This window comes from Streptomyces sp. XY431, assembly GCF_001279805.1.
In the GTDB taxonomy this organism is placed as follows: domain Bacteria; phylum Actinomycetota; class Actinomycetes; order Streptomycetales; family Streptomycetaceae; genus Kitasatospora; species Kitasatospora purpeofusca.
The window spans coordinates 64,377-84,887 of sequence record NZ_LGDO01000302.1 but is presented as its reverse complement, the minus strand read 5'-3'; the positions used below and the strand labels follow the sequence as shown (position 1 = coordinate 84,887).

Below are 20,511 nucleotides of genomic sequence, written 5' to 3'. Positions count from 1 at the left end.
GTCGGCGTCCGCTCCGCCGCAGCCCCGCCCCCGGCCCCGGCCCCGCCCGCGGCCCCGCCGACGGACGCGTCCTCCTCCCCCTCCAGGTCCAGCAGTTGCACCGCACTGCGCCCGACCGCGGCCGCCAGCGCCGGCGGGAGCCAGCCCCCGCCCTGCCCCAGCCGGCCGACCGCCGAGCCGTCGGGGTCCAGCAGTTCCCGCAGCCGCCGCGGCGTCGGCCGGACCGCCGGGTCCTTGGCCAGGCAGGCGAGCACGATCGAGCGCAGCGGCCCGGGGGCCAGCCCGGTGAGGTCCGGCTCCTCGTGCACCACGCGGTAGAGCAGGACGGCCGCGCTCACCCCCTCGCCGAACGGGTGCACCCCGGTGGCCGCGTACGCGAGCACCGCGCCGAGCGAGAAGACGTCGCCGGGCGGCCCGACCGGGCGGCCGTTCGCCTGTTCCGGCGACATGAAGCCGGGCGATCCGACCACGAACCCGGACTGGGTCAGCCCGGTGGCCGCGTCGAGGGCGCGGGCGATGCCGAAGTCGATCAGCCTCGGGCCGTCCAGGGTGAGCAGCACATTGGACGGCTTGACGTCCCGGTGCACCAGGCCGAGCCCGTGCACGTGCTCCAGTGCCTGGGCCAGGACGGCGCCCAGTGTGCGGACGGCGGGGTCGGTCAGCGGCCCGTACTCCCGGACGGCGCCGCCCAGCGCGGGGCCGGCGACGTAGCCGGTGGCCACCCAGGGGTGGGCTCCCTCGGTGTCGGCGTCCAGGACGGGAGCCGTCCAGGTCCCGCCGACCCGGCGGGCGGCGGCCACCTCCTGCCGGAACCGGGCCCGGAACTCGGCGTCCTCGGCGAGTTCGCCGCGGACCACCTTGACCGCCACCGTGCGGCCGCCCGCCGTCCGGCCGAGGTAGACCCGGCCCATGCCGCCCGCGCCGAGCCGTCGCAGCAGCCGGTACGCGCCCACCTGCCGCGGGTCGTCCGATCCCAGTGCCTGCATCCCCCGCCGCTCCCGTCACCCGCCCGGCCCGCCGCCGGGGCCCGCTCGCGTGCAGACGCTATCGGGCGACGGGCGGACGCCGTGCCACAACCCGCGTCCTCCCGGGGCGGCGGGCCGTCCCGGGAGGACGCGGGGACGTGCTCAGACCACCAGCGGGGCGGACTCCAGCAGCGCCGGCTCCAATGCCTCCAGCGGCTCCACCGGTGCGGGCTCCAGCAGCCGGACGGCCACATCGGGTGCGAAGCCGCTGTCGTGCGCGACCCTCCGGGCGAACTCGGCCACCCCGGCCAACTGCCGCTCGCCGAGCGAGAAGTCCAGCGCCTCGCTGAAGTACCGCTCCAGCACGTCCGCGTCGAAGGCCTCCCAGCGGGCCGCGTGTGTCGCCACCTCGCGGGCCTCGACCAGCGAGAGGTCCCGGGACTCCAGGAAGGCGCGGTGGACGGCCGCGGTCAGTTCGGGCCGGCGCTCGGCGAAGTCGCGGCGGGCGGCCCAGACGGCGAAGACGAACGGCAGCCCGGTCCACTCCTTCCACATCGCGCCCAGATCGTGCACGGTCAGGCCGCGTTCGGCCGCCTGCCCCAGGTAGGCACGCAGCGCCGGGTCGCCGATCAGCACGGCCGCGTCGGCCTCGGCGAGCATCGCCTCCAGGTCGGGCGGGCAGCTGTAGTACTCCGGCCGCACCCCCTCCCGCTCCTCCAGCAGCAGGCGGGCGAGCCGGACGGAGGTCCGGCTGGTGGAGCCGAGGGCGACCTTCCGGCCGTCCAGCTCGGCGAGCGGCACCTTGCTGACGATCACGCAGGACATCACCGGGCCGTCGCTGCCCACGGCGATGTCGGGGAGCACGAGCAGTTCGTCCGCGTGGCGCAGGTACTCCACACAGGTGATCGGACCGATGTCCAGCGAACCGGCGACCAACTGGTCGCTGAGCTTCTCCGGCGTGTCCTTGGTGAGATCCAGGTCGAGCAGATTGCCGGTCCTGGCCAGCCCCCAGTAGAGGGGCACGCAGTTCAGGAACTGAATGTGCCCCACTCGGGGCCGGACCGGGGTGCTCTCCCGGGTCTCCCGCGTTTCCTCGTCCGGTACTGCCACCGCGCCGCTCCCTTGCTGTTCGTGCGCCTCCCCGCAGGGTATGCCTGCTGCTCGGGAAGCCCCGCACCAGCCTTCCGTGACGCACCGTGCCGATCACCGCAACCGCCTTACGACACGCGGCGTCCAGCACGCAAGTCACCCCTGGTCGTCACAGCAGCCGCATGCTAGCGTTGCCCTCAGTTGCAGTTTGATTCCCCTTGCAGTACTTGAAGCCTGCGGAGCATGTAACCGCAGGCTTTTTGTAGTTTTTCAGCAATATCGAAAACTCCGGACCCGTCCGGAGGCAGGGCGATCAGCGCAGCGGACCGGGCGCCACACGGTGTGGTCCCCGACACGTCCCTCGCAAGGAGAACGGCATGGCTCAGGGAACCGTCAAGTGGTTCAACGCTGAGAAGGGCTTCGGCTTCATCGCCCAGGATGGCGGCGGCCCCGACGTCTTCGTCCACTACTCCGCCATCAACGCGAGCGGTTTCCGCTCGCTGGAGGAGAACCAGGCGGTCAGCTTCGACGTCACCCAGGGTCCGAAGGGCCCGCAGGCGGAGAACGTCACCCTTGTCTGAATCATCCTCGATGAGGATCTGATCGCTCGGGACCCGTCGGGTCCGCCGACGGCCGCAAGGCCGTCACGGTGAGCACAAGAGCAGCAGTACCCAAGGGGGCCCGCCTTTCGGCGGGCCCCCTGCCTTTTCCGGCGCCCCCGCGCGCCCGCGCCGCCGCCCCCCTGCGTTCGGGCAACCCCCGCGGGTTCCCGGGGTGCGCGCACGACGACGGCCCCCTCTCCCGTTCACCGGGAGAGGGGGCCGCGTCCGTTCGGGGCAGGCGTCAGGCCGTCGCGGGGGCCTGACCGCCGGCCTGGGCCGGAACGGTGACCGGCACCGAGGCCGGGGCCTCGTCGTAGAGGTCGGCGGCCGGGTTGTTGTACGCGACCAGGTCGAGCGTCTTCTCCCGGGCCGCGACCACGACCGGCACCAGGGCCTGGCCGGCGACGTTGGTCGCGGTGCGGACCATGTCGAGGATCGGGTCGATGGCCAGCAGCAGACCGACGCCCTCCAGCGGCAGACCCAGGGTGGAGAGGGTCAGCGTCAGCATCACGATCGCACCGGTCAGACCGGCGGTGGCGGCCGAGCCGATCACCGAGACGAAGGCGATCAGCAGGTAGTCCTTGATGCCGAGGTCGATGCCGTACACCTGGGCGACGAAGATCGCGGCCAGCGAGGGGTAGATCGCGGCGCAGCCGTCCATCTTGGTGGTGGCGCCGAACGGGACGGCGAAGGAGGCGTACTCGCCCGGGACGCCGAGCCGCTCGGTGACCCGGCGGGTGACCGGCAGGGTGCCGACCGAGGAGCGGGAGACGAAGGCCAGCTGGATGGCGGGCCAGGCGCCCTTGAAGAAGTTGACCGGGTTGAGGCCGGCGGCGAACTTCAGCAGCAGCGAGTAGACGCCGAACAGCACCAGCGCGCAACCGACGTAGACGTCGACGGTCAGCGTCGCGAACGGCTCCAGCAGGTCCCAGCCGTACTTGGCGACGGACTTGCCGATCAGGCCGAGGGTGCCGAGCGGCGAGAGCCGGATGACCCACCAGAGGGCGGTCTGGATCAGCTCGAGCACCGATTCGCTGAGCTTGAGCACCGGCTCGGCCTTGGCGCCGAGCTTGATGATCGCCGCGCCGGCCACGATCGCCAGGAAGACGATCTGCAGGACCTCGACCTCGGTGAACGCGGTGACGATGTTGGTCGGGAAGATCCCGGTGAGGAAGTCGATCCAGCTACCGGTGGACTTCGGCGCCTTGAGGCCCTCGGTCTTGAGGTTGGTGCCCTCGCCCGGGTTGGTGAGCAGGCCGAGGCCGAGGCCGATGGCCACCGCGATCAGCGAGGTGATCGCGAACCAGAGCAGGGTGCGGACGGCCAGCCGGGCGGCGTTGGTGACGTTCCGCAGGTTGGCGACGCTGACCAGGATCGCGGTGAAGACCAGCGGCGGGACGGCGAGCTTCAGCAGCTGGACGAAGATCCGGCCGATGGTCTCCAGGGTGGTGGCCAGCCAGGAAATGTCGGCCGCGCGGGCCAGGTAACCGAGGGCGACGCCGAGCACAAGGCCGGCGACGATCTGGGCCCAGAAGGGCGTCTTGCGGATTCTGGCGAGCACGGACGGCGACGAGGTCGCCTCGGGCGCTGTGGACATGACGGTGCGGCTCCGGGGGAGGCGTGACTGACGGTGTGGCGGTGGGGGGCGGGAAAGGCGGCACGGCGCGAGAGCCGGACGGGAAGGGAACCGGCCCCGATCAGGGGCGTGCCGCCTGAATACAGCTCATGGCGCGACAACGGCGCGGGCTGTCCACAGCACCGGACAGACGCACGCGGGCGGCACCGGGCTGCGAGCCCAGGCCGTGCGCCGAACGTGCGTCTGAGGTGGTCATGGGCGACACGTTAGCAGTAAAGGTTTGAGATGTTCAAAGTAGTTGTTTGAGTTCCGGACGCGAAGGATCCCGGCGCGACACCCGGGCGCCTCGACGGGCTCCGGGCAGTGCTCCGCGCGGGCCCGATTGACCGCTCAGCAGTTATACGTATAACTTGGAGAGCATCCCCGCCTGCCCCCTGCCCAGACCGGAGAATCCCGCCCATGGGCTACCTCGCCCTGCTCCGTGCCCCGCACGTCGGCCGCCTGCTCTTCGGCACCCTGCTCGGCCGCCTCCCGGCCGGCATGACCGCCCTGGTGATCGCCCTCGCGCTGCGCGACGCCGGTGCGCCGTACAGCCGGATCGGGCTGGCCACCGCCGCGTACGCGATCGCGGCGGCCATCGGCGGGCCGGTGCTCGGCCGGATCGTGGACCGCACCGGCCAGCCGCGCGTCCTGCTCGTCTCCGCGGTGATCGCCGGCGGCGGGTACGCCCTGCTGGCGCTGGCACCGGCGTCCGCGGTCTCCGCCACCGTCGGCGCCGCGATCGCCGGACTGGCGATGCCGCCGCTCGAACCCTGCCTGCGCTCGCTCTGGCCGGACGTCGTCGAGGAGGAGCAGCTCGACACCGCCTACGCCTTCGACTCCGCCTCCCAGCAGATCCTCTATGTCGCGGGCCCGCTCGCGGTGGCCGGCATCGCGGGCACCGCCGGCCCGGTCACGGCGCTCTGGGTGGCGGCCGGACTCGGCCTGGCCGGGGCCCTCGTGGTCGCCACCACCGCGCCGGCCCGCGCCTGGCAGGCGCCGCCGCGCGCGCACTCGGCGGGCCTGCTCGGACCGCTCCGCTCCCCCGGCCTGGTCCTGCTGCTGATCGGCCTGGCCGGCGCCGGCTGGGCGGTCGGCGCGCAGAACGTGCTGTTCATCGCCTATGCCGAGGCCCAGCACGGGAAGGGCCTGCCCGGCGGCGCCGGGAGCCTGCTGGCCCTCGCGGCGCTCGGCGGCCTGCTCGGCGCGCTCGCCTACGGCGCGGTGCGGTGGCGCAGCTCGACGGCCACCCGGACCTGGTTGATGGCACTCGGCATGGCCGTCAGCTACCTGCCGCTGGTGCTGGTCCCGGGGCCGGCCGCGATGGCCGCCCTCGCCTTCCTCTCCGGGATCGCGCTGGCTCCGCTGCTGGCGGCGGCCTTCGTGCTGGTCGCCGAGCTGGCCCCGCAGGGCACCGTGACGGAGGCCTTCGCCTGGCTGGTCACGCTCTTCGCGACCGGGAACTCGCTGGGCTACGCGGTCTCCGGCCACCTCGCGGAGGGGTCGCTGCGTTCGGTGGCGCTCTGCGCGGCCGGCGGGATCGGCCTGGGCGGGCTGCTGCTGTTCGGCGCCCGCCGCTGGTTCCGCCCGGTCGGCGGGACCTCGGCCGGGGAGGCCGGGGCGCACCCGCTGCCCGCCGCCGAGCCGGTGCCGGTGGGCTGACGCCCGCCGCATCCCCATGGACGTGGCTGCGCCTGTCGGGCCGGTGGTCTGGCTGACGGGCGCAGCCACTTCGTTGTACCCGCCCCGGTCCGCGCCGGTTCCGCGCGCCCGTCCGCCCCGCACGCGCGCCCCTGCGCCCGGGCGACGGGAACGAAGGAGCCGACGAACATGGGCCGGCGAACGTGAGCCGGAGACCGACGGGGTCAGTGCTCCCCGGAGACCGGGGCGGTGGAGGAGCGCAGCACCAGCGAGGTGGCGAGCGGCGGCACGGGTGCGACCGCCTCGCCCCGGAGCAGTCCGGCGAGCGCCGCCACCCCGGCCCGGCCCAGCTCCTCGCCGGGCAGGTCGACCGTGGTGAGCGGCGGGGTGAGCAGCGCGGCCACCGGGACGTTGTCGATCCCGACCACCGAGAGGTCGGCGGGCACCCGCAGGCCCCGCTCGGCCGCGGCCTGGTAGACGCCGGCGGCGACCACGTCGTCGTCGCAGATCACCGCGTGCGGCCGGTCCGGCAGTTCCAGCAGCCGGTGGGCGACCTCGCGTGCGGCGGCCTGGCCCTCGTTCAGGCTGACACCGAGTTCGACCGCGTCCAGGCCCAGCGCCAGGACCGTCTCCTCGAAGGCCGCCTGGCGGACCCGGAAGGTGTACGCGGCGTGGGTGGAGCGGAGCCTGGCGATCCGGCGGTGGCCGAGGGCGGCGAGGTGGGCGACGGCGGCGCGCATCCCGCCGCCCACGTCCAGTTCGACGGTCGGACGGGCCCGGTCGGTGCCGGGGTCGGCGTCCAGGAAGACGACGGGGGTGTCGGCGGGCAGTTCGCCGAGCTGGCTGTCGTCCGGGGAGCAGATCAGCAGGCCGTCGAAGCGGCTGGTGGTGGCGGCCTCGGCGAGGGTGGCACTCCCCCAGCCCGAGCTGACCACGACGGCCAGGCCGTGCTTGCCCGCCTCCTCGTGGACGCCCTCCAGCACCCGGCCGAAGAACGGGCCGAGGATGTTCGGCACGGCCAGCAGGATCATGCCGCTGCGGCCGAGCCGGAGTTGACGGCCGGCGGCCTGCGGCCGGTAGCCGAGGCCCCGGGCGGCCTCACGGACCCGCTCGCGGGTGGCGTCGGAGACCCGGCGGCCCGCCTCGGAGCCGGAGAACACCAGCGAGACGGTGGCCTGCGAGACCCCGGCCAGGCGGGCGACGTCCCGGCCGGTCGGACGGCGGACCGGGGCCGGCCAGGTCCCGGCGGCCGGTTCGGGGCGCCCCGGCGGCACGGCGTCCCCCGGCTCCGCGCCCTCCGGTACGGAGTCCTCCGGTGCGGCGTTCTCCGGCACGGTGGCGCGGGTCAGTTCTGCGGGGCCGAGGCGGCGGGGCCGGCGGGCGCCTTGGTGGCCGCGGCACGCAGCGCGTCGTCCACCGCGTCCTCCTCGGCGTTCTGTGCGGCGATCCGGGAGGCCGTCCGGGTGCGGATGCCGTCCACCCGGCCGGAGATCTCGACCGACATCTCGTCACGCTGCCGGCTGAGCAGCACATAGCTGAGCGGCGCCGAGACGATGGCGGCCAGCAGGAAGAGGAAGATCACCCCGGCCTCGCCGGAGACCGGGATCACCTGGAAGTGGCCGAGGATCAGCACGACCAGCAGGCAGCCCAGGAAGACGGAGACCCGCATCGAGGTGTAGCGGAGTGTGGCGTGCGACTTCTTGCTCACATTGCTGCTCACCGGGGACACATCCTTCACTGCGCTGGGACCGGCCGGTCTCCCAGTGAAGCATGCCCGACGGGCCCGGCGGGGAACGGGTCCCGCCCCGGACCGCCCCGGCGCGGGCATGATCAGCGCAGGTCGCGCCACATGATGACATCGTCCCGGTCGTCACCGGGGGCGACCCGGATGGCGCTGGGCACCCGGCCGACCTCGACGTAGCCGCTGCGGAGGTAGAAGGACTCCAGGCCGAGCCCGCCCCGTACCTGGAGCTTCAGCCCGTCCAGCCCCCATTCCCGGGCGATCCGCTCGGCCTCGGCCAGCAGCGCCGCACCGTACCCCCGCCCCTGCAGCTCGGGATGGACCATGACCTTGGAGACCAGCCGCCAGTGGTCCATCGGCCCGAACCGCATCGACTCCAGGAGCAGCAGCCCGGCCAGCCGCCCGGTCCCGGCCTCCCGGGCGATCAGCAGCCGGTCCGGTCCGGCCGGGGCGATCCCGGCGAACTGCGCCGCCCCGGCGGCCCCGACCTCCTCCTCGGTCACCCGGTGGACGAAACCGACGGCCCCGCCGGCATTGCTGGCGGCCGTCCACAGGCCGGTGACCTCGGCGCGCAGCTCGGGGCCGAATCCGGGGTCCAGGGTGAAACTCAGCGTCATGGCCACGGAGCCTAGCCATGCCTTACGACAATCAGCTCAGGGCCGGGACCGCGCGGTCCGTCCTGCGCCCCGGCGTCCGCAGGGCCAGGCAGAGCAGCACCGCGACGGCGCAGAGCCCGCCCGCCACGTACCAGGCGAGGTCGTAGTCGCCGAGCGCGTCCCGGGCGATCCCGGCCAGACCGGCCACCACCGCGGCGCCGATCTGGTGACAGGCCAGCACCCAGCCGAAGACGATCGGCGCGTCCTCCCCGAAGTACTGCCGGCAGAGGGCGACGGTCGGCGGGACGGTGGCCACCCAGTCGAGGCCGTAGAAGATCACGAACGCCAGGATCGGCGGTTCCAGCGAGCCGGCGAACAGCTGCGGCAGCAGGAGCAGCGAGAGCCCGCGCAGCGCGTAGTAGACGACCAGCAGCCGCCCGGCGTCGAAGCGGTCGGTGAACCAGCCGCTGGCGACGGTGCCGATCACGTCGAACACGCCGATCAGCGCGAGCAGGCTCGCCGCGGTGGTGACCGGCAGGCCGTGGTCGTGGGCGGCCGGGATGAAGTGGGTGCCGACCAGCCCGGCGGTGGTCGCGCCGCAGATCGCGAAGGACGCGGCCAGCAGCCAGAACGCCCGGGTACGGGCGGCGTCCCTGAGCACCCGCAGCGAACGGGCCAGGGCCCGCCCCTCGGCCGCCGGGGCGGGCGGGGGCTCGGTCGCACCGTACGGGAGCAGGCCGAGGTCGGCGGGCCGCTCGCGCATCAGCAGCAGCACCGGGACGGCCACCGCGCTGGCCGCCAGCGAGACCACCACGACCGCCGAGCGCCAGCCGTGCTGCTCGACCAGCCAGGCGCCGAGCGGGAGGAAGACCAGGTTGCCCGCCGCCCCGGCAGCCGTCAGCACCCCGGTCACCAGGCCCTGCCGGGCCCGGAACCAGCGGCCGGTGATGGTGGTGGCGAACGCCCCGGCCATCGAGCCGCTGCCGAGGCCGACCAACACGCCCCAGCACAGCACCAGTTGCCAGGGCTCTCGCATCAGCATGGTGAGGCCGGAGCCGACCGAGATGGTCAGCAGTGCGCAGACCACCACCAACCGGACGCCGAACCGGTCCATCAGCGCGGCGGCGAACGGCGCCGTCAGGCCGTAGAGGGTGAGGTTCACCGAGGTGGCGCTGGATATCGTGCCCATCGACCAGCCGAACTCGGTGTGCAGCGCGTCCATCATCAGACTGGGCGTGGAGCGGAATCCGGCCGAGCCGAGCAGCACCAGCAGGGCGACTCCGGCCACCACCCAGGCGTAGTGCACCCGGGGCGCGCGGGCCGGGCCGGGCTGACTCGCCGATCCGGCAAGGTCGGCAGGGTCGGCGAGGTCGGCAGGTCCGGCGAGGTCGGCGGGGCCGACAGCTCCGGCCGGAGCCGCCGTGCCGGTGGGGGCGTTCGCTTCGTTCACGCGGCCGAGTCTCCCGAAGGGGCCGTGGCGCGACGAGAGGCGGGGCTGCCAGCTTTCGTCGGAATCGGGCCAACCGGGGAGCGGGAACCGGCCGACCGGGGTCCGTGCTCCGACGAACAAAACCGGTGGCCGAAAAGGATCGCCCATGGCGGGCGGATCGGATGACGGCGGGCCGCACGCACCCCGAGCACGGCACGGCCGGCCGCCATCCAACCTCGGTGCACGGGCCCTGAACCCGTGCGACGCCCTCCGCACTCGCCGAGGAACGGTCGCCCGACCGGCCCTGCCTGCGGCCCCCCTGCTGACGTGATCCCCCTGGACAGCAGCACCGCGGCGGCGTTCGGGTGTCCCTCGGCGTCCCCTCGCGACGGAGAGCTGCACCCAAGCGTGATCAGTCGGATACGTCACGTCAATGGGTTGTCGGAAATTCGGAATGGTTGCGTCAGCTTTCGGCCCGGCGATCACCGGAGTCCGACGGCCCGCCGGTGCACCCGCCCGTGCACCCGCCCGCGACCCGCGCCCTACTGCGCGAGGGCCGCCCAGTCGACGGTGGCCAGCGGGTCCAGCGGTCGGGCGTCCGGGCTGATCTCGCACCAGACCCGCTTGCCCGAACCGTCCGGGTACCAGCCCCAGCGGTCGCAGAGCAGCTCGACCAGCTCCAGCCCGCGCCCGTTGGTGGCGTCGACGTCCGCGCCCGCGTGCCGGGGCGCGGGGGCGACCTGGCTGGCGTCCGCGACCTCGACCCGGAGCGGACCGACCGTCGCCGCCTCGCGCACCTCACCGCCCCCGGCCGGGGCGGAACTTGAGGACGGGGAGCCACTCGCACAGGCGCCCGACGAGCCGCCCACCGACCCGCTCGCCGAGCTGCCCGGGGAGCCGTCCGGTGGCGCGCCGGGGAAGTCGCCCAGCGGGAAGCAGAGCCGCAGCACGGCCGGACACCCGGTGTGCACCACGGCATTGGTGACCAGCTCGGAGACCACCAGCACCACCGTCTCGGCGATCGGCGCGTCCGGGTCCACCCCGTGGTTGAGCAGCCGGGAGCGGACCCATCGGCGGGCCCGGCCGACCTCGGCGGGGTCCGCCTGCACCGCCAGCTGTACCTGAAGAACCTGCACCGCTCCACCACCCGCACTCGCAGTTCGGCACCGTCTCGACCGGGCCCTGGTCGCCCGGCCGGCCCGGGTACGCACCGGGCCGCCGTCCTCCGGGCCGCCGTCCGCCGGGTCACCGCACGTCACGCCCGGTGCGGTGCGCCCGCACCGGCTCGTCCTTCGCCCATCGACCACGGCGCGAATACGCCTCAGGATGAGTCGGCCGGCGGACCGCAGCAAGCGCTTCGGGCATATTCCAGCGATCGGGGGACGGGGCAGGGCATACTGTCCCGCTCACTCTGGCGAGCCTCGGACCGGCGATCGCCCGGCCGCTCCGACCGGCCCCGGACGCAGAGGCGAACCTACCGCCGTCCGCCCCTCGCGCCGCGCCCGCCACTCGCGAACCACCCGTGCGACATATGTCCAACCAGCTTCGAACAGCACCGCAGCGGGATCGGCGGCAGATCCCACGATCCGACCATCCGAAGCACCGGACTCCGTTCTTCCCCGAATCGCTCCGCCGCCCGAACACCCCGGGATACCGTGGACGCGTCAGCGGTCGGTCCGGCAGGAGGGGTGGTGACCGGTGGCCACCACCGACGACGCCCCGCGCCGGGACGAGCAGCTGCAACGGCGCCTGGCCCGCGGCGAGGAGACCGCCCTCGGCGAGCTGTACGACCAACTCGCTCCGATGGTGCACGGATTGGCGGGCCGGATACTGGCCGACCAGACCGCCGCGGCCCAACTCACCCGGGAGATCTTCGCCCACGTCTGGGAGCACCCCGAGGCCTTCGACCCGTCCCGCGGCTCGCTCCGCTCCTGGCTCGGCGCGCTGACCCACCGTCGCGCGGTGGACCGGCTGCGCGCCCGCCGGGCCGAGGCGGCCGGCTACGCCGGGCCCGCCGAGGAGGACGAGATCCGCACGGTGGCCACCGCCGCCCGGGTCCAGTACGTGGTCTCCGCCCTGCCGCAACCGCTGCGTGAGACGATCGCGGAGTCCTACTACGACGGCCGCACCTACCAGGAGACGGCCCGTCGGCTCGGGATCAGCGAGCAGGCCGCCAAACAGCGGATGCGGCTGGGGCTGGCACTGCTGGCCACCGAACTGGAGCAGGAGCGCGAGCGGCACCGGCCCTCCGCCCCGGCGGTCGGCGATCCGCGCGGCGGGCTCCCGGCCCCGGGTGCCGGCAGCACGGACGGGCCGAGGGCCGAGGAGGACGGGCAACGGACGGAGGGCGGAGGGACGTGACGACCACCGACGAGCGGCACGAGGCGCTGCGCTCGCTGCTCGGCGCCTGGGCCCTCGGCGCCGTCCCCTCCGCCGAGGCCGCCGAACTGGAACTCCACCTGGCCGGCTGCCCGCAGTGCGCCGAGGAGGCCGGACGGCTCCGCGAGGCGGCCGGCTGGCTCTCCGTCGAGGAGCCGCTGGACCAGCCCGGCGCGCTGCGCCAGCAGGTGCTCGACTGGTGCCTGACCCGCCGTCCGGCGGACCTGCCGGTGCCCACCTGGGGCATGCCGTACACCGCCGAGACCGCCAAGCTCGACGCCCTGTTGCGCGACCTCGGCCCCGAGGAGTGGCAGGAGGTGGCCGAACTCCCCTGGCACGGCGGCACCGAGTACCTGCGCCCGGCCGAGGTCCTGTGCCATCTCGCCGCCGTGGACGGCTACCTGGCCGTCGCGCTCGGCCTGCCCGACCCGGTACCTGGCGGCCCGGTCCCCGGCGGCGGGCCGACCGCCGCACGCCGGGTCCCGCCGCAGGAGGCCGTCACCGGCGCGGTGCCCCGGGTGCCGCCGCAGGCGGGGCCGCCCTGGGCCCGGATCACCGAGCGCACCGCCCGGCTCACCGCCGAGCAGGCCGGCCAGCCGCCCCAGCGGATCCGCGCCCGGTGGCGCCGGCACTGCCACGAACTGGTCCGCTCGGCCGCACTCGCCCCGCAGGGCAACACCCCGGTGGACTTCGGCTTCGCGACCGTCCCGCTGCGGGACGCCTTCGTCGACCGCGCCTTCGAGTGCTACGTGCACGGCGAGGACATCGCCCGGGCGGTCGCCTACCCGTACGACCCGCCGACCCCGCAGCACCTGCGGCAGATGATCGACCTGGCGGTGCGGATGCTGCCGCTGGCCCTGGCCGGGCAGCGGGCGGCGCGTCCCGAACCGGCCGGCGCGGCGCTCGGCGGTGCCGACGGGCGGCCGGACGGCTCCGGGACCGGCTCCGGGACCGGTGCCGTTGCCGGGCGCCGGACCGGCCGTCGGATCCGGCTGGTGATCGACGGTCCGGCGGCCGGCGAGTGGCTGATACCGCTGGACGGCCCGGACGCGGGCCCGCCCGGCGGCGAGCCGGTGGCCGCGATGGTGCTGGACGGGCTGGAGTTCTGCCAGCTGGCCGCCGCACACCGCGACCCGGACCGGGTGCCGGTCGGCGAGCACGGCGACCGGGCCGCGATCCGCGAGGTGCTGCGCGCGACGCCCCTGCTGTCCCGGCCTTAAACAGCCTTAGCAGCCTTAGCAGCCTTAACAGCCTTAACAGCCTTAGCAGCCTTGGCAGCCTTGGCGGCAGAGCCGGCAGGCTCAGGCGAAGACGACCGTCCGGCTGCCGTTCAGCAGCACCCGGTGCTCGCTGTGCCACTTCACCGCGCGCGCCAGCGCCTGGCACTCGACGTCCCGCCCGAGCGCGACCAGCTGGTCCGGGGTGACGTCGTGGGTCACCCGGGCCACCTCCTGCTCGATGATCGGGCCCTCGTCGAGGTCGGCGGTGACGTAGTGCGCGGTGGCACCGATCAGCTTCACGCCCCGGGTGTGCGCCTGGTGGTACGGCTTGGCGCCCTTGAAGCTCGGCAGGAAGGAGTGGTGGATGTTGATCACCTTGCCGGACAGCGCGGTGCAGAGGTTGTCCGACAGCACCTGCATGTAGCGGGCCAGCACGACCAGATCGACGTCCTCCTTGGCGACCAGGTCCAGCAGCTGCTGCTCCGCCTCGGCCTTGTTCTCCCTGGTCACCGGGATGTGGTGGAACGGGATGCCGTAGCCCTCGGTGAGGTCGCGGAAGTCGGTGTGGTTGGAGACCACTGCGGCGATCTCCACCGGCAGCGCGCCGATCCGGGTCCGGAACAGCAGATCGTTCAGGCAGTGGCCGAACTTGCTGACCATCAGGACGATCCGCAGCTTCTGCTCGCTCGGGTGGATCTGCCAGTCCATCCCGAACGAGGCGCCGATCGCGGCGAAGCTGGCCCGCAGCTTGTCGACGGTCACCGGCTCGGCCGCCGAGAAGTGCACCCGCATGAAGAACAGCCCGCTGTCCCCGTCACCGAACTGCTGGCTGTCGATGATGTTGCACCCGGTCATGAAGAGGTAGCTGGAGACCGCGTGGACGATGCCCTGCTTGTCGGGGCAGGACAGCGTGAGGACGTACTGGGCGCTGGCCGGCTGCTGTTCCACGGTGGGGGTATCCCGTCCTGAGCTCGTGCTGGTGTGAATGCTCCAGCGTGTCACACTCCGGGACGCCCCCAGCCGGGCTGCCCGCACTCCGGGACGGGCCGGTCAGACCTGGGTCAGGATCCGCAGGATGTCCAGCGAGCGCGGCGGCGCGTCCGGATCCTCGCCGTCGTTGGCCGCCAGCAGGACGTGCGCCTCCCGGGCCGCCCGGACCGCCTCCGGCCAGTCGTGGTGCCCCAGGTAGACGGCGGCCGGCGCGTCCGCACCGACCTCGTGCAGGATCTGCACGACCCGCAGCACCGCGAGGTCCACCAGCGTGGCCTCGGCGGAGTCCCGGAAGATCGTGCCGATGTACTTCTCGGCGGACCAGCGGTCCAGCCAGGTGTCCTCGACCAGCCGGTAGACGGCGTCGGTCACATCGCCGTACCCGTCACGGCCGGCCAGCCAGGCCTCCCGCTGGAACCCGGGGTCGGAGAGCATGTGCAGGGCCGAGCGGAGTCGGGCCCGCCAGCGCCACCAGGGCAGGTCGTTGAGCGGCATGCCGCCCATCGTGCTGGAGCGGTGGCCCGGACGAGAAGGGTTTCGGGCAGACCGATACGAAGATTCTGTGCTGGCGGACATGGAGATGGATCGTACGTTCCCCCACCGTTCGTACTCCACTCCCGATCTACACGCGTTCCCGCCCGGAGTTCCTCCTCCGTTGGTCGTCTGTTGGCTTTACGGCCCTCTCGGCTTGCGGCACCAGGGCTTGGCTGGAACAGGTGCGCAGCAGAGAGCGCCCCGGGAGGGAAAGACCCATGACCAGCCGAAGGGGCTCGTCCCAGGCCATGAACCCGATCGAAGGACGGCGCAACCGGCGCCCGATCGCTGCCGTCGCGACCGCTGCGGCGCTGCTTCCCACCCTCTTCTCGGCCTCCGCGTGCGGCGGACCGGCCGACGCCGCCACCAGTGGTGGCGACCTCACCGTCATGACCTGGGCACCGTCCGGCACCGGCTCGGCCGACCGTCCCGGTATGACGGCCCTGGCCGAGGCCATCGGCAAGGACCTCAACGTCAAGGGCGGCCTCGGCGGCCGCCGGCTCAATGTGATCACCTGCAACGAGCACAACACCGCCGACGGCGCCCGGGCCTGCGCCCAGCAGGCCGTGGACGCCAAGGCGGTCGCGGTGCTGGGCTCCTACAGCCAGTTCGGCGACGACTTCATGCCCGTCCTGGAGCGCGCCGGCATCCCGCTGATCGGCGGCTACGGCCTGTCCCAGCCGGAGTTCAGCAGCCCGCTGTCCTACCCGGTGGGCGGCGGCATGCCCGCCCTGATCGGCGGCAGCGGCCGCCAGCTGGTGGAGGCCGGCTGCAAGGCCGTCTCGCTGATCCGCCCGGACACCCCGGCCGGCGACAACCTGCTCGGCTACCTCGGCAACGCGCTCAAGCCGGCCGGGATCAAGCTGCTGGACGTCAAGGCGCCGGAGAAGTCCAACGACTACAGCCCGGTGGTCCGCAAGGCGATCGGGACCGACCAGGCCGGCAACTGCGTCACCAGCGCGCTGGGCGCCGAGCCGACCGGCAACCTGCTCGACGCCTTCCGCCGGACCGGTGCGAAGAACACCAGGATCGCCTCGGTGATCGGCAGCGTGCAGCAGTCGGTGGTCGACTCCACCGGCGGCGACAGCGGCCCGCTCTCCGGTGCCTTCGTGACCGGCTGGTACCCGCCGGAGTCGGCCAAGATCTGGGACGGCCTGCGCGCGGTGATCCGCGCCGACTCCGATCGGCACATCGACGCCGCCGACCCGGGGGTACAGACCACCTGGGTCGCCTACGAGGTGTTCAAGCAGATCTCCGAGCGCCTGACCGCGGCCGGGCAGTCGGTCACCAGCAAGGCCGTGACCACCCTGCTGGACGGCGGCGAGCCGATCGACGTCGGGCTCACCCCGCCGTTGAACTGGGCCACCACCAACATGCTGCCGAGCACCGAGTCGCCGCGGCTGGTGAACACCTGGGTCACCTTCCAGGTGGTCAAGGGCGGCCAGATGATCCTGCAGCGGCCCGGCTTCGTCGATGTGCGCTGGGTGCTCACCGGCGGCAAGCCGCCCGCCTGAGCCGATGCACCCTCCGGGAGCGCGTCCCGGGAACGGCGGAGGGCCCGACCACTGTGGTCGGGCCCTCCGCCGTTGTTCCCCGCCGGGCCTCGGCGGGGCGCGGACTCAGAGGTCGCCGTCGGTGCGGGTGGGCAGGGCGGTCTGGCCCGCGACGGTGTTCCAGAGCCCGGACGCCTGCTTCTTGGCGGTGGTCGCGGTGCCGCTCGCGGCGACGGCGTTCTTGTAGTGCTGGTTGTCGTTCTTCTTGGGGTCGCAGCCGCTCTGCGCGTCCCCGGCCCAGGCCGCGTACTCGTCGTCGGCGGTCGCCGAGGCCGCCCACGCCGCGTTCAGCTGCTCGACCAGCTGCGGACCGCCGGTCAGCTTGTCCGTCTTCAGCCCGGAGAGCTTGCTCTGCAGCTCCCGCCGCTGGCCGGCCGCGGCGGTCAGCGCCTGCTGCGACTCCGGGAGCTTCTCGCACTTCTGCACCGAGGCGACCGCGCCGATCACCGCCTGCCGGCTGTCGTTGGCGGTGCCGAGCAGGTCGGAGAGCGCCTGGGCCTGCGCCTTGACCTCCGGATTGACGGAGGCGGTGGTCGGGCCCGGGCCCTGCTGCGCGGTGGTGGCGGTGGTGGTGCCGCCGGTGGTCGCCGGGGCGGCCTGGGGCTTCGATCCGGGCTTGTCGTCGCCGCCGCTCATCAGCACCGCGACCAGGGCGGCCGCGGCGATGCCGCCGACCACCACACCGCCGATCACCAGCTTGTTGGAGGAGCGGCCGCCGCCGCGCCCGGCCGGGGCCGCGCCGGACCGGTCCGGGTAGTCCGCCGCGGGCCCGTCGGCGTATCCCGGCCGGGCCGGGGGATAGCCGCCGGCACCCTGCGGGTCGGCCCCCGGGTACGGCGGCAGGTACTGGGTGGCCTGGGCGTGGTCGGCCGGGTGGCCGGGGTGCGCCGCGCCGCCCCAGCCGGGCGCCGGCATCCCCTGCTGCTGGGCCGGCATGGCCTGGGTGGGCAGCGCGCTGTCGCCGAAGTACTCGGGCTGCCCGGACGCCTGGCCCGGGTAGGGACCCGGCTGCGGGCCCGGGTACGGCGCGGCCGGCTGCTGGCCGTGCGGCGGCCCGGGCTGCTGGACCGGTTGCTGCCCCGGTTGCTGCCCCGGCTGCGGGGCCGGTTGCTGCCCCGGCTCCGGACGGAACAGGTCGTCCAGATTGAAGTCACCGGAGTTGGGGTACGAGCGGCGCTGGCTCAACGCGATTCCTCACCTGTGCACGACCGCGCGCTGACGGCGGACCACATCTCGTCGGTTCTTGGGAGCATCACAGTTCCTTGGACGTCGCGCCCACGCTACCGGTTCACCGAACCGGCCGACCACGTGGGCGGCCCGCCCCTCACCGTCCCCGCACGCTCCGCAACACCGCGCCACCGCACCGCTCAGGCGGCCTCCGCCTCCGCCCTGGCCTGGAACTCGCGGACCACCCGCTGCTCCCGGTACGGCTCCAGCCGGCGGCGGAACTCGTCCAGGTACTCCACGCCCCGGTTGGACCGCAGACCGCTCAGCAGCCGGACCGCCTGCGCGCCCGTCTCGCAGGCCCGTTCCACGTCCCGCTGCTGGAGCTGAGCCGTCGCCAGCAGCACGAGGTCCACCGCACGGCGCCGCACCCGGGTCGGCGGGTGCAGGTCGAGCGCCCGGCGGGCGTAGTGCTCGGCCTGGCCCGCCTGTTCGAGGTCCCGGTGGCAGTGGGCCAGTTCGTCGGCGAGGTAGGCGTCGTCGAAGTGGACGATCCAGTCCGGGTCGTCCTCCGGGCGGCGCTTCTCCATCATCTCCAGCGCCTTGGCGGCCACCGCCTCGCACGCCCGGGCGTCGCCGAGCAGGGCGTGGCCGCGCGCCTCGGCCGCGTAGAACATCGCCATCGCGGTCGGGGTGGCGACCGTCCTGGCGCCCTCCTGGGCGGCCCGGGCGAGCTGGGCGATCTCCCTCGGGTTGCCCAGGGTCGCCGCCAGGTGGCTCATCGAGGCCGCCAGCACGTACCCGCCGTAGCCCCGGTCGTCGGCGGCCTGGGCCAGGCGCAGCGCCTGGATGTAGTACCGCTGGGCGAGGCCGGGCTGTCCGGTGTCCACCGCCATGTAGCCCGCCAGCTCGGTCAACCGCGCGACGGCCGCGAAGAGCTGGCGGCCCGTCTCCTCCCGGTAGGAGCCTCCGAGCAGGCCGGAGACCACGCTGTTGAGGTAGTGCACCACGACCGGGCGGACGTGGCCGCTGCCGAAGCGGTGGTCCAGGTCGACCAGCATCGCGGTGGTCGCCTTGATCGCCGCGACATCGGTCGGGCCGACCCGGGTGCCGCCGCTGCGGGCCACCACCGGGTCCGGCGGGGTGATCAGCCAGTCCCGGCTGGGCTCGACCAGGGCGGAGGCCGCCACCGTCGCCCCGGTCAGGAAGTCCCGGCGTCCGACGTCGCTGCGCCAGAGCTCGCAGACCTGCTCGAGTGCGGCGCCCAGCGTCGGCGCGAACTGCAGCCCGATGCCGGAGCTGAGGTTCTTGCCGTCCGCCATGCCGATCTCCTCGACCGACACACTGCGCCCCAGTTTGCGTCCGAGCGCCTCGGCGATCACCGCCGGTGCCTGTCCGCGCGGTTGCTGGCCGCGGAGCCAGCGCGCGACGGAGGTCTTGTCGTAGCGCAGGTCAAGACCGTGCTCGGCACCGCAGAGGTTGACTCTCCGTGCCAGACCGGCGTTGGAGCAGCTGGCCTCCTGGATCAGCTGCTGCAGGCGCTCGTTGGGCTGTCGTGCGACAAGTGGTCTCGCGGCCATGGGCTTCGCCTCCCCACACCCTCCGGTCCCGGCCGGCGGGCGACGCTTTCTGCTGATCTCTGTTGCCGAGTTGCCGACTGTCCGACCGTTCAAGGAAACTGACACCAGGTTAGCGATCAGCAACGCCAGCGGGATACCCACGGTGACGATCCCCACCCCCCACGCGCCCGGCAAAATGCTCCCGTGCGCCCCCATTGCGCCCACCCCGCCTCCCCCCGGCGCGCTCCCGCACGGTCCGCCTCACCGGTTCGGGTGAATTGCCACCGCGTGGCGGAACGGCCCGCACCCGACCGTAACCCGCCTCACGCACGGTAGTTGAGCAGCCCGTGGAAGACACCCCCGACTCCCCCGACCAGGGCTCCGACGCAGGACTGCCCCCGCTGCTCGTCGAAGCCGTCAGCTACGCCGAGACCCGTCACTGGGAGGTCGCCCCGGGCGCCTGGCTGATCGACGGCGACGGCCCCGCCCGCTGCTCGTGCGGCGAGCCGCGCTGCGCGCTGCCCGGTGCCCACCCGATCGACTCGGACTGGGCGCGCAAGGCGAGCGCGGGGCCGGGTGCGGTACGGCGCTGGTGGACGGAGCGCCCGGAGGCGTCGATCCTGCTGCCGACCGGCAGGTCCTTCGACGTCCTGGACGTGCCGGAGACGGCGGGCTGCCTGGCGCTGGCCCGGATGGAGCGGATGGGCCTGCAGCTCGGCCCGGTGGCCGTGGTCCCGGCCGCGCAGGGCCGGGCGGGGCGACGGCTGCACTTCCTGGTGCTGCCCGGGGTGGCGGCCAAACTGCCGGAGATGCTCCGCAAGCTCGGCTGGCCGCCGGCCCGGCTGGACCTGGTGGCCCGGGGCGAGGGCGACTGGACGGTGGCCCCGCCGTCCCGGGTCGGCCCGACCGGTTTCGCCCAGTGGGCCCGCTCACCCTCCGCACTCAACCGCTGGCTGCCGGACGCCGCCGAGCTGATCAATCCGCTGGCCTACGCCTGCGGGCGCGAGGCGCCGTCGGCCGCGGCGCAGCCGGCCCAGCCCGCGGCGGTGCGCTGACCGCACCCCGGTCGGCCGAACGGCCGACCCGCTGAACGGCCGAACGGCCGCGCCGACGAACGGCCGACCCTTCCGAGGACTGCCGCCCTACGCCGATCGGGTGAGGGGTGTGCGCCGCGCGAGACCCCGCGCGCGAGTGACGGGCCTTGTCTCCCACCGGAGGCCGGGCCCGTCATACGCATGTGCGGATAAGGGTTCGGTGTACCCGCTGGTCAACGGCGAAAGCCCCTCGTACGAGTGACAACGCTCAAGGATTGCCATGATCGGCCGAGTGGCAGGAATTCCCATGTGAGGGGCCGCCGGAAGGGGTGCTCGGTCGGGGAAGCCGGGCGAGGCGGACGGGAGGGACGGAGGGGAACCGGAGGGGACGGGAGGGAAG

General features: G+C 73.8%; 18 protein-coding genes. 6 read left to right on the top strand and 12 right to left on the bottom strand.

The genetic code is table 11. The features are described 5' to 3' along the window. Positions 1-986, bottom strand: a 986-nt coding sequence (locus ADK60_RS24485; RefSeq protein ID WP_159400552.1) for a serine/threonine-protein kinase, incomplete at its 3' end; no start/stop codon positions are given. A 141-nt stretch (positions 987-1,127) separates the two neighbouring features. Beyond that, positions 1,128-2,075 (bottom strand): menaquinone biosynthetic enzyme MqnA/MqnD family protein, encoded by a 948-nt coding sequence (locus tag ADK60_RS24480; RefSeq protein ID WP_053648920.1) that lies wholly within the window; start codon positions 2,073-2,075, stop codon positions 1,128-1,130. Between the two features lie 356 nt (positions 2,076-2,431). Here ADK60_RS24480 and ADK60_RS24475 point away from each other — a divergent pair, with 356 nt between their 5' ends. Then, positions 2,432-2,635, top strand: coding sequence for a cold-shock protein (locus ADK60_RS24475; RefSeq protein WP_030393541.1), 204 nt, complete (start codon positions 2,432-2,434; stop codon positions 2,633-2,635). A 262-nt stretch (positions 2,636-2,897) separates the two neighbouring features. Here ADK60_RS24475 and ADK60_RS24470 read toward each other — a convergent pair whose 3' ends face one another. After that, the gene (locus tag ADK60_RS24470; RefSeq protein ID WP_053648919.1) at positions 2,898-4,253 is read right to left on the bottom strand and encodes a dicarboxylate/amino acid:cation symporter; all 1,356 of its coding nucleotides are present in this window, start codon (positions 4,251-4,253) and stop codon (positions 2,898-2,900) included. Positions 4,254-4,691: 438 nt separating this feature from the next. Here ADK60_RS24470 and ADK60_RS24465 point away from each other — a divergent pair, with 438 nt between their 5' ends. After that, positions 4,692-5,933, top strand: coding sequence for an MFS transporter (locus tag ADK60_RS24465; protein ID WP_063783254.1), 1,242 nt, complete (start codon positions 4,692-4,694; stop codon positions 5,931-5,933). A 203-nt stretch (positions 5,934-6,136) separates the two neighbouring features. On the opposite strand, the gene ADK60_RS24460 is transcribed toward ADK60_RS24465, so the two are convergent. From ADK60_RS24460 to ADK60_RS24440, 5 genes are all read right to left on the bottom strand, one after another. Further along, entirely contained in the window at positions 6,137-7,246 is a 1,110-nt protein-coding gene (locus ADK60_RS24460; RefSeq protein ID WP_053648917.1) for a LacI family DNA-binding transcriptional regulator, read from the bottom strand. An 11-nt stretch (positions 7,247-7,257) separates the two neighbouring features. Further along, a complete protein-coding gene (locus ADK60_RS24455; protein ID WP_052708708.1) occupies positions 7,258-7,632 on the bottom strand; it encodes a DUF4229 domain-containing protein in 375 nt (124 codons plus the stop codon). A gap of 110 nt (positions 7,633-7,742) precedes the next feature. After that, entirely contained in the window at positions 7,743-8,270 is a 528-nt protein-coding gene (locus tag ADK60_RS24450; RefSeq protein WP_045937615.1) for a GNAT family N-acetyltransferase, read from the bottom strand. A gap of 31 nt (positions 8,271-8,301) precedes the next feature. After that, on the bottom strand, positions 8,302-9,699 hold the full coding sequence (locus ADK60_RS24445; protein ID WP_502687452.1) for an MFS transporter: 1,398 nt from the start codon (positions 9,697-9,699) through the stop codon (positions 8,302-8,304). Positions 9,700-10,220: 521 nt separating this feature from the next. Further along, positions 10,221-10,814, bottom strand: a complete 594-nt coding sequence (locus tag ADK60_RS24440) for an ATP-binding protein (protein ID WP_053648915.1) — start codon at positions 10,812-10,814, stop codon at positions 10,221-10,223. Between the two features lie 562 nt (positions 10,815-11,376). Here ADK60_RS24440 and ADK60_RS24435 point away from each other — a divergent pair. Together ADK60_RS24435 and ADK60_RS24430 are read left to right on the top strand one after the other, a co-directional pair. Then, on the top strand, positions 11,377-12,039 hold the full coding sequence (locus ADK60_RS24435; RefSeq protein ID WP_063783253.1) for a sigma-70 family RNA polymerase sigma factor: 663 nt from the start codon (positions 11,377-11,379) through the stop codon (positions 12,037-12,039). After that, entirely contained in the window at positions 12,036-13,277 is a 1,242-nt protein-coding gene (locus ADK60_RS24430) for a zf-HC2 domain-containing protein (RefSeq protein WP_053648913.1), read from the top strand. Before ADK60_RS24435 ends, ADK60_RS24430 begins: the two co-directional genes overlap by 4 nt. Positions 13,278-13,358: 81 nt before the next feature. Here ADK60_RS24430 and purU read toward each other — a convergent pair whose 3' ends face one another. Both purU and ADK60_RS24420 read right to left on the bottom strand, forming a co-directional pair. After that, positions 13,359-14,225, bottom strand: coding sequence for a formyltetrahydrofolate deformylase (gene purU, locus ADK60_RS24425; RefSeq protein ID WP_045937619.1), 867 nt, complete (start codon positions 14,223-14,225; stop codon positions 13,359-13,361). A 102-nt stretch (positions 14,226-14,327) separates the two neighbouring features. Beyond that, on the bottom strand, positions 14,328-14,762 hold the full coding sequence (locus tag ADK60_RS24420; protein ID WP_502687451.1) for an SCO4402 family protein: 435 nt from the start codon (positions 14,760-14,762) through the stop codon (positions 14,328-14,330). A gap of 257 nt (positions 14,763-15,019) precedes the next feature. Between ADK60_RS24420 and ADK60_RS24415 the strand changes: the two genes are divergently transcribed. Beyond that, positions 15,020-16,315, top strand: a complete 1,296-nt coding sequence (locus ADK60_RS24415; RefSeq protein ID WP_234371236.1) for an ABC transporter substrate-binding protein — start codon at positions 15,020-15,022, stop codon at positions 16,313-16,315. Positions 16,316-16,420: 105 nt separating this feature from the next. Here ADK60_RS24415 and ADK60_RS24410 read toward each other — a convergent pair whose 3' ends face one another. Together ADK60_RS24410 and ADK60_RS24405 are read right to left on the bottom strand one after the other, a co-directional pair. Continuing rightward, positions 16,421-17,539, bottom strand: coding sequence for a hypothetical protein (locus ADK60_RS24410; protein WP_053648909.1), 1,119 nt, complete (start codon positions 17,537-17,539; stop codon positions 16,421-16,423). 182 nt (positions 17,540-17,721) lie between these two features. Continuing rightward, positions 17,722-19,098 carry an NsdA family TPR-like regulatory protein gene (locus ADK60_RS24405; protein ID WP_030393555.1) on the bottom strand — a complete coding sequence of 459 codons (1,377 nt, stop codon included), beginning with the start codon at positions 19,096-19,098 and terminating at the stop codon, positions 17,722-17,724. A gap of 326 nt (positions 19,099-19,424) precedes the next feature. Between ADK60_RS24405 and ADK60_RS24400 the strand changes: the two genes are divergently transcribed. Next, the gene (locus ADK60_RS24400; RefSeq protein WP_045937622.1) at positions 19,425-20,132 is read left to right on the top strand and encodes a bifunctional DNA primase/polymerase; all 708 of its coding nucleotides are present in this window, start codon (positions 19,425-19,427) and stop codon (positions 20,130-20,132) included. Positions 20,133-20,511 lie beyond the last annotated feature (379 nt).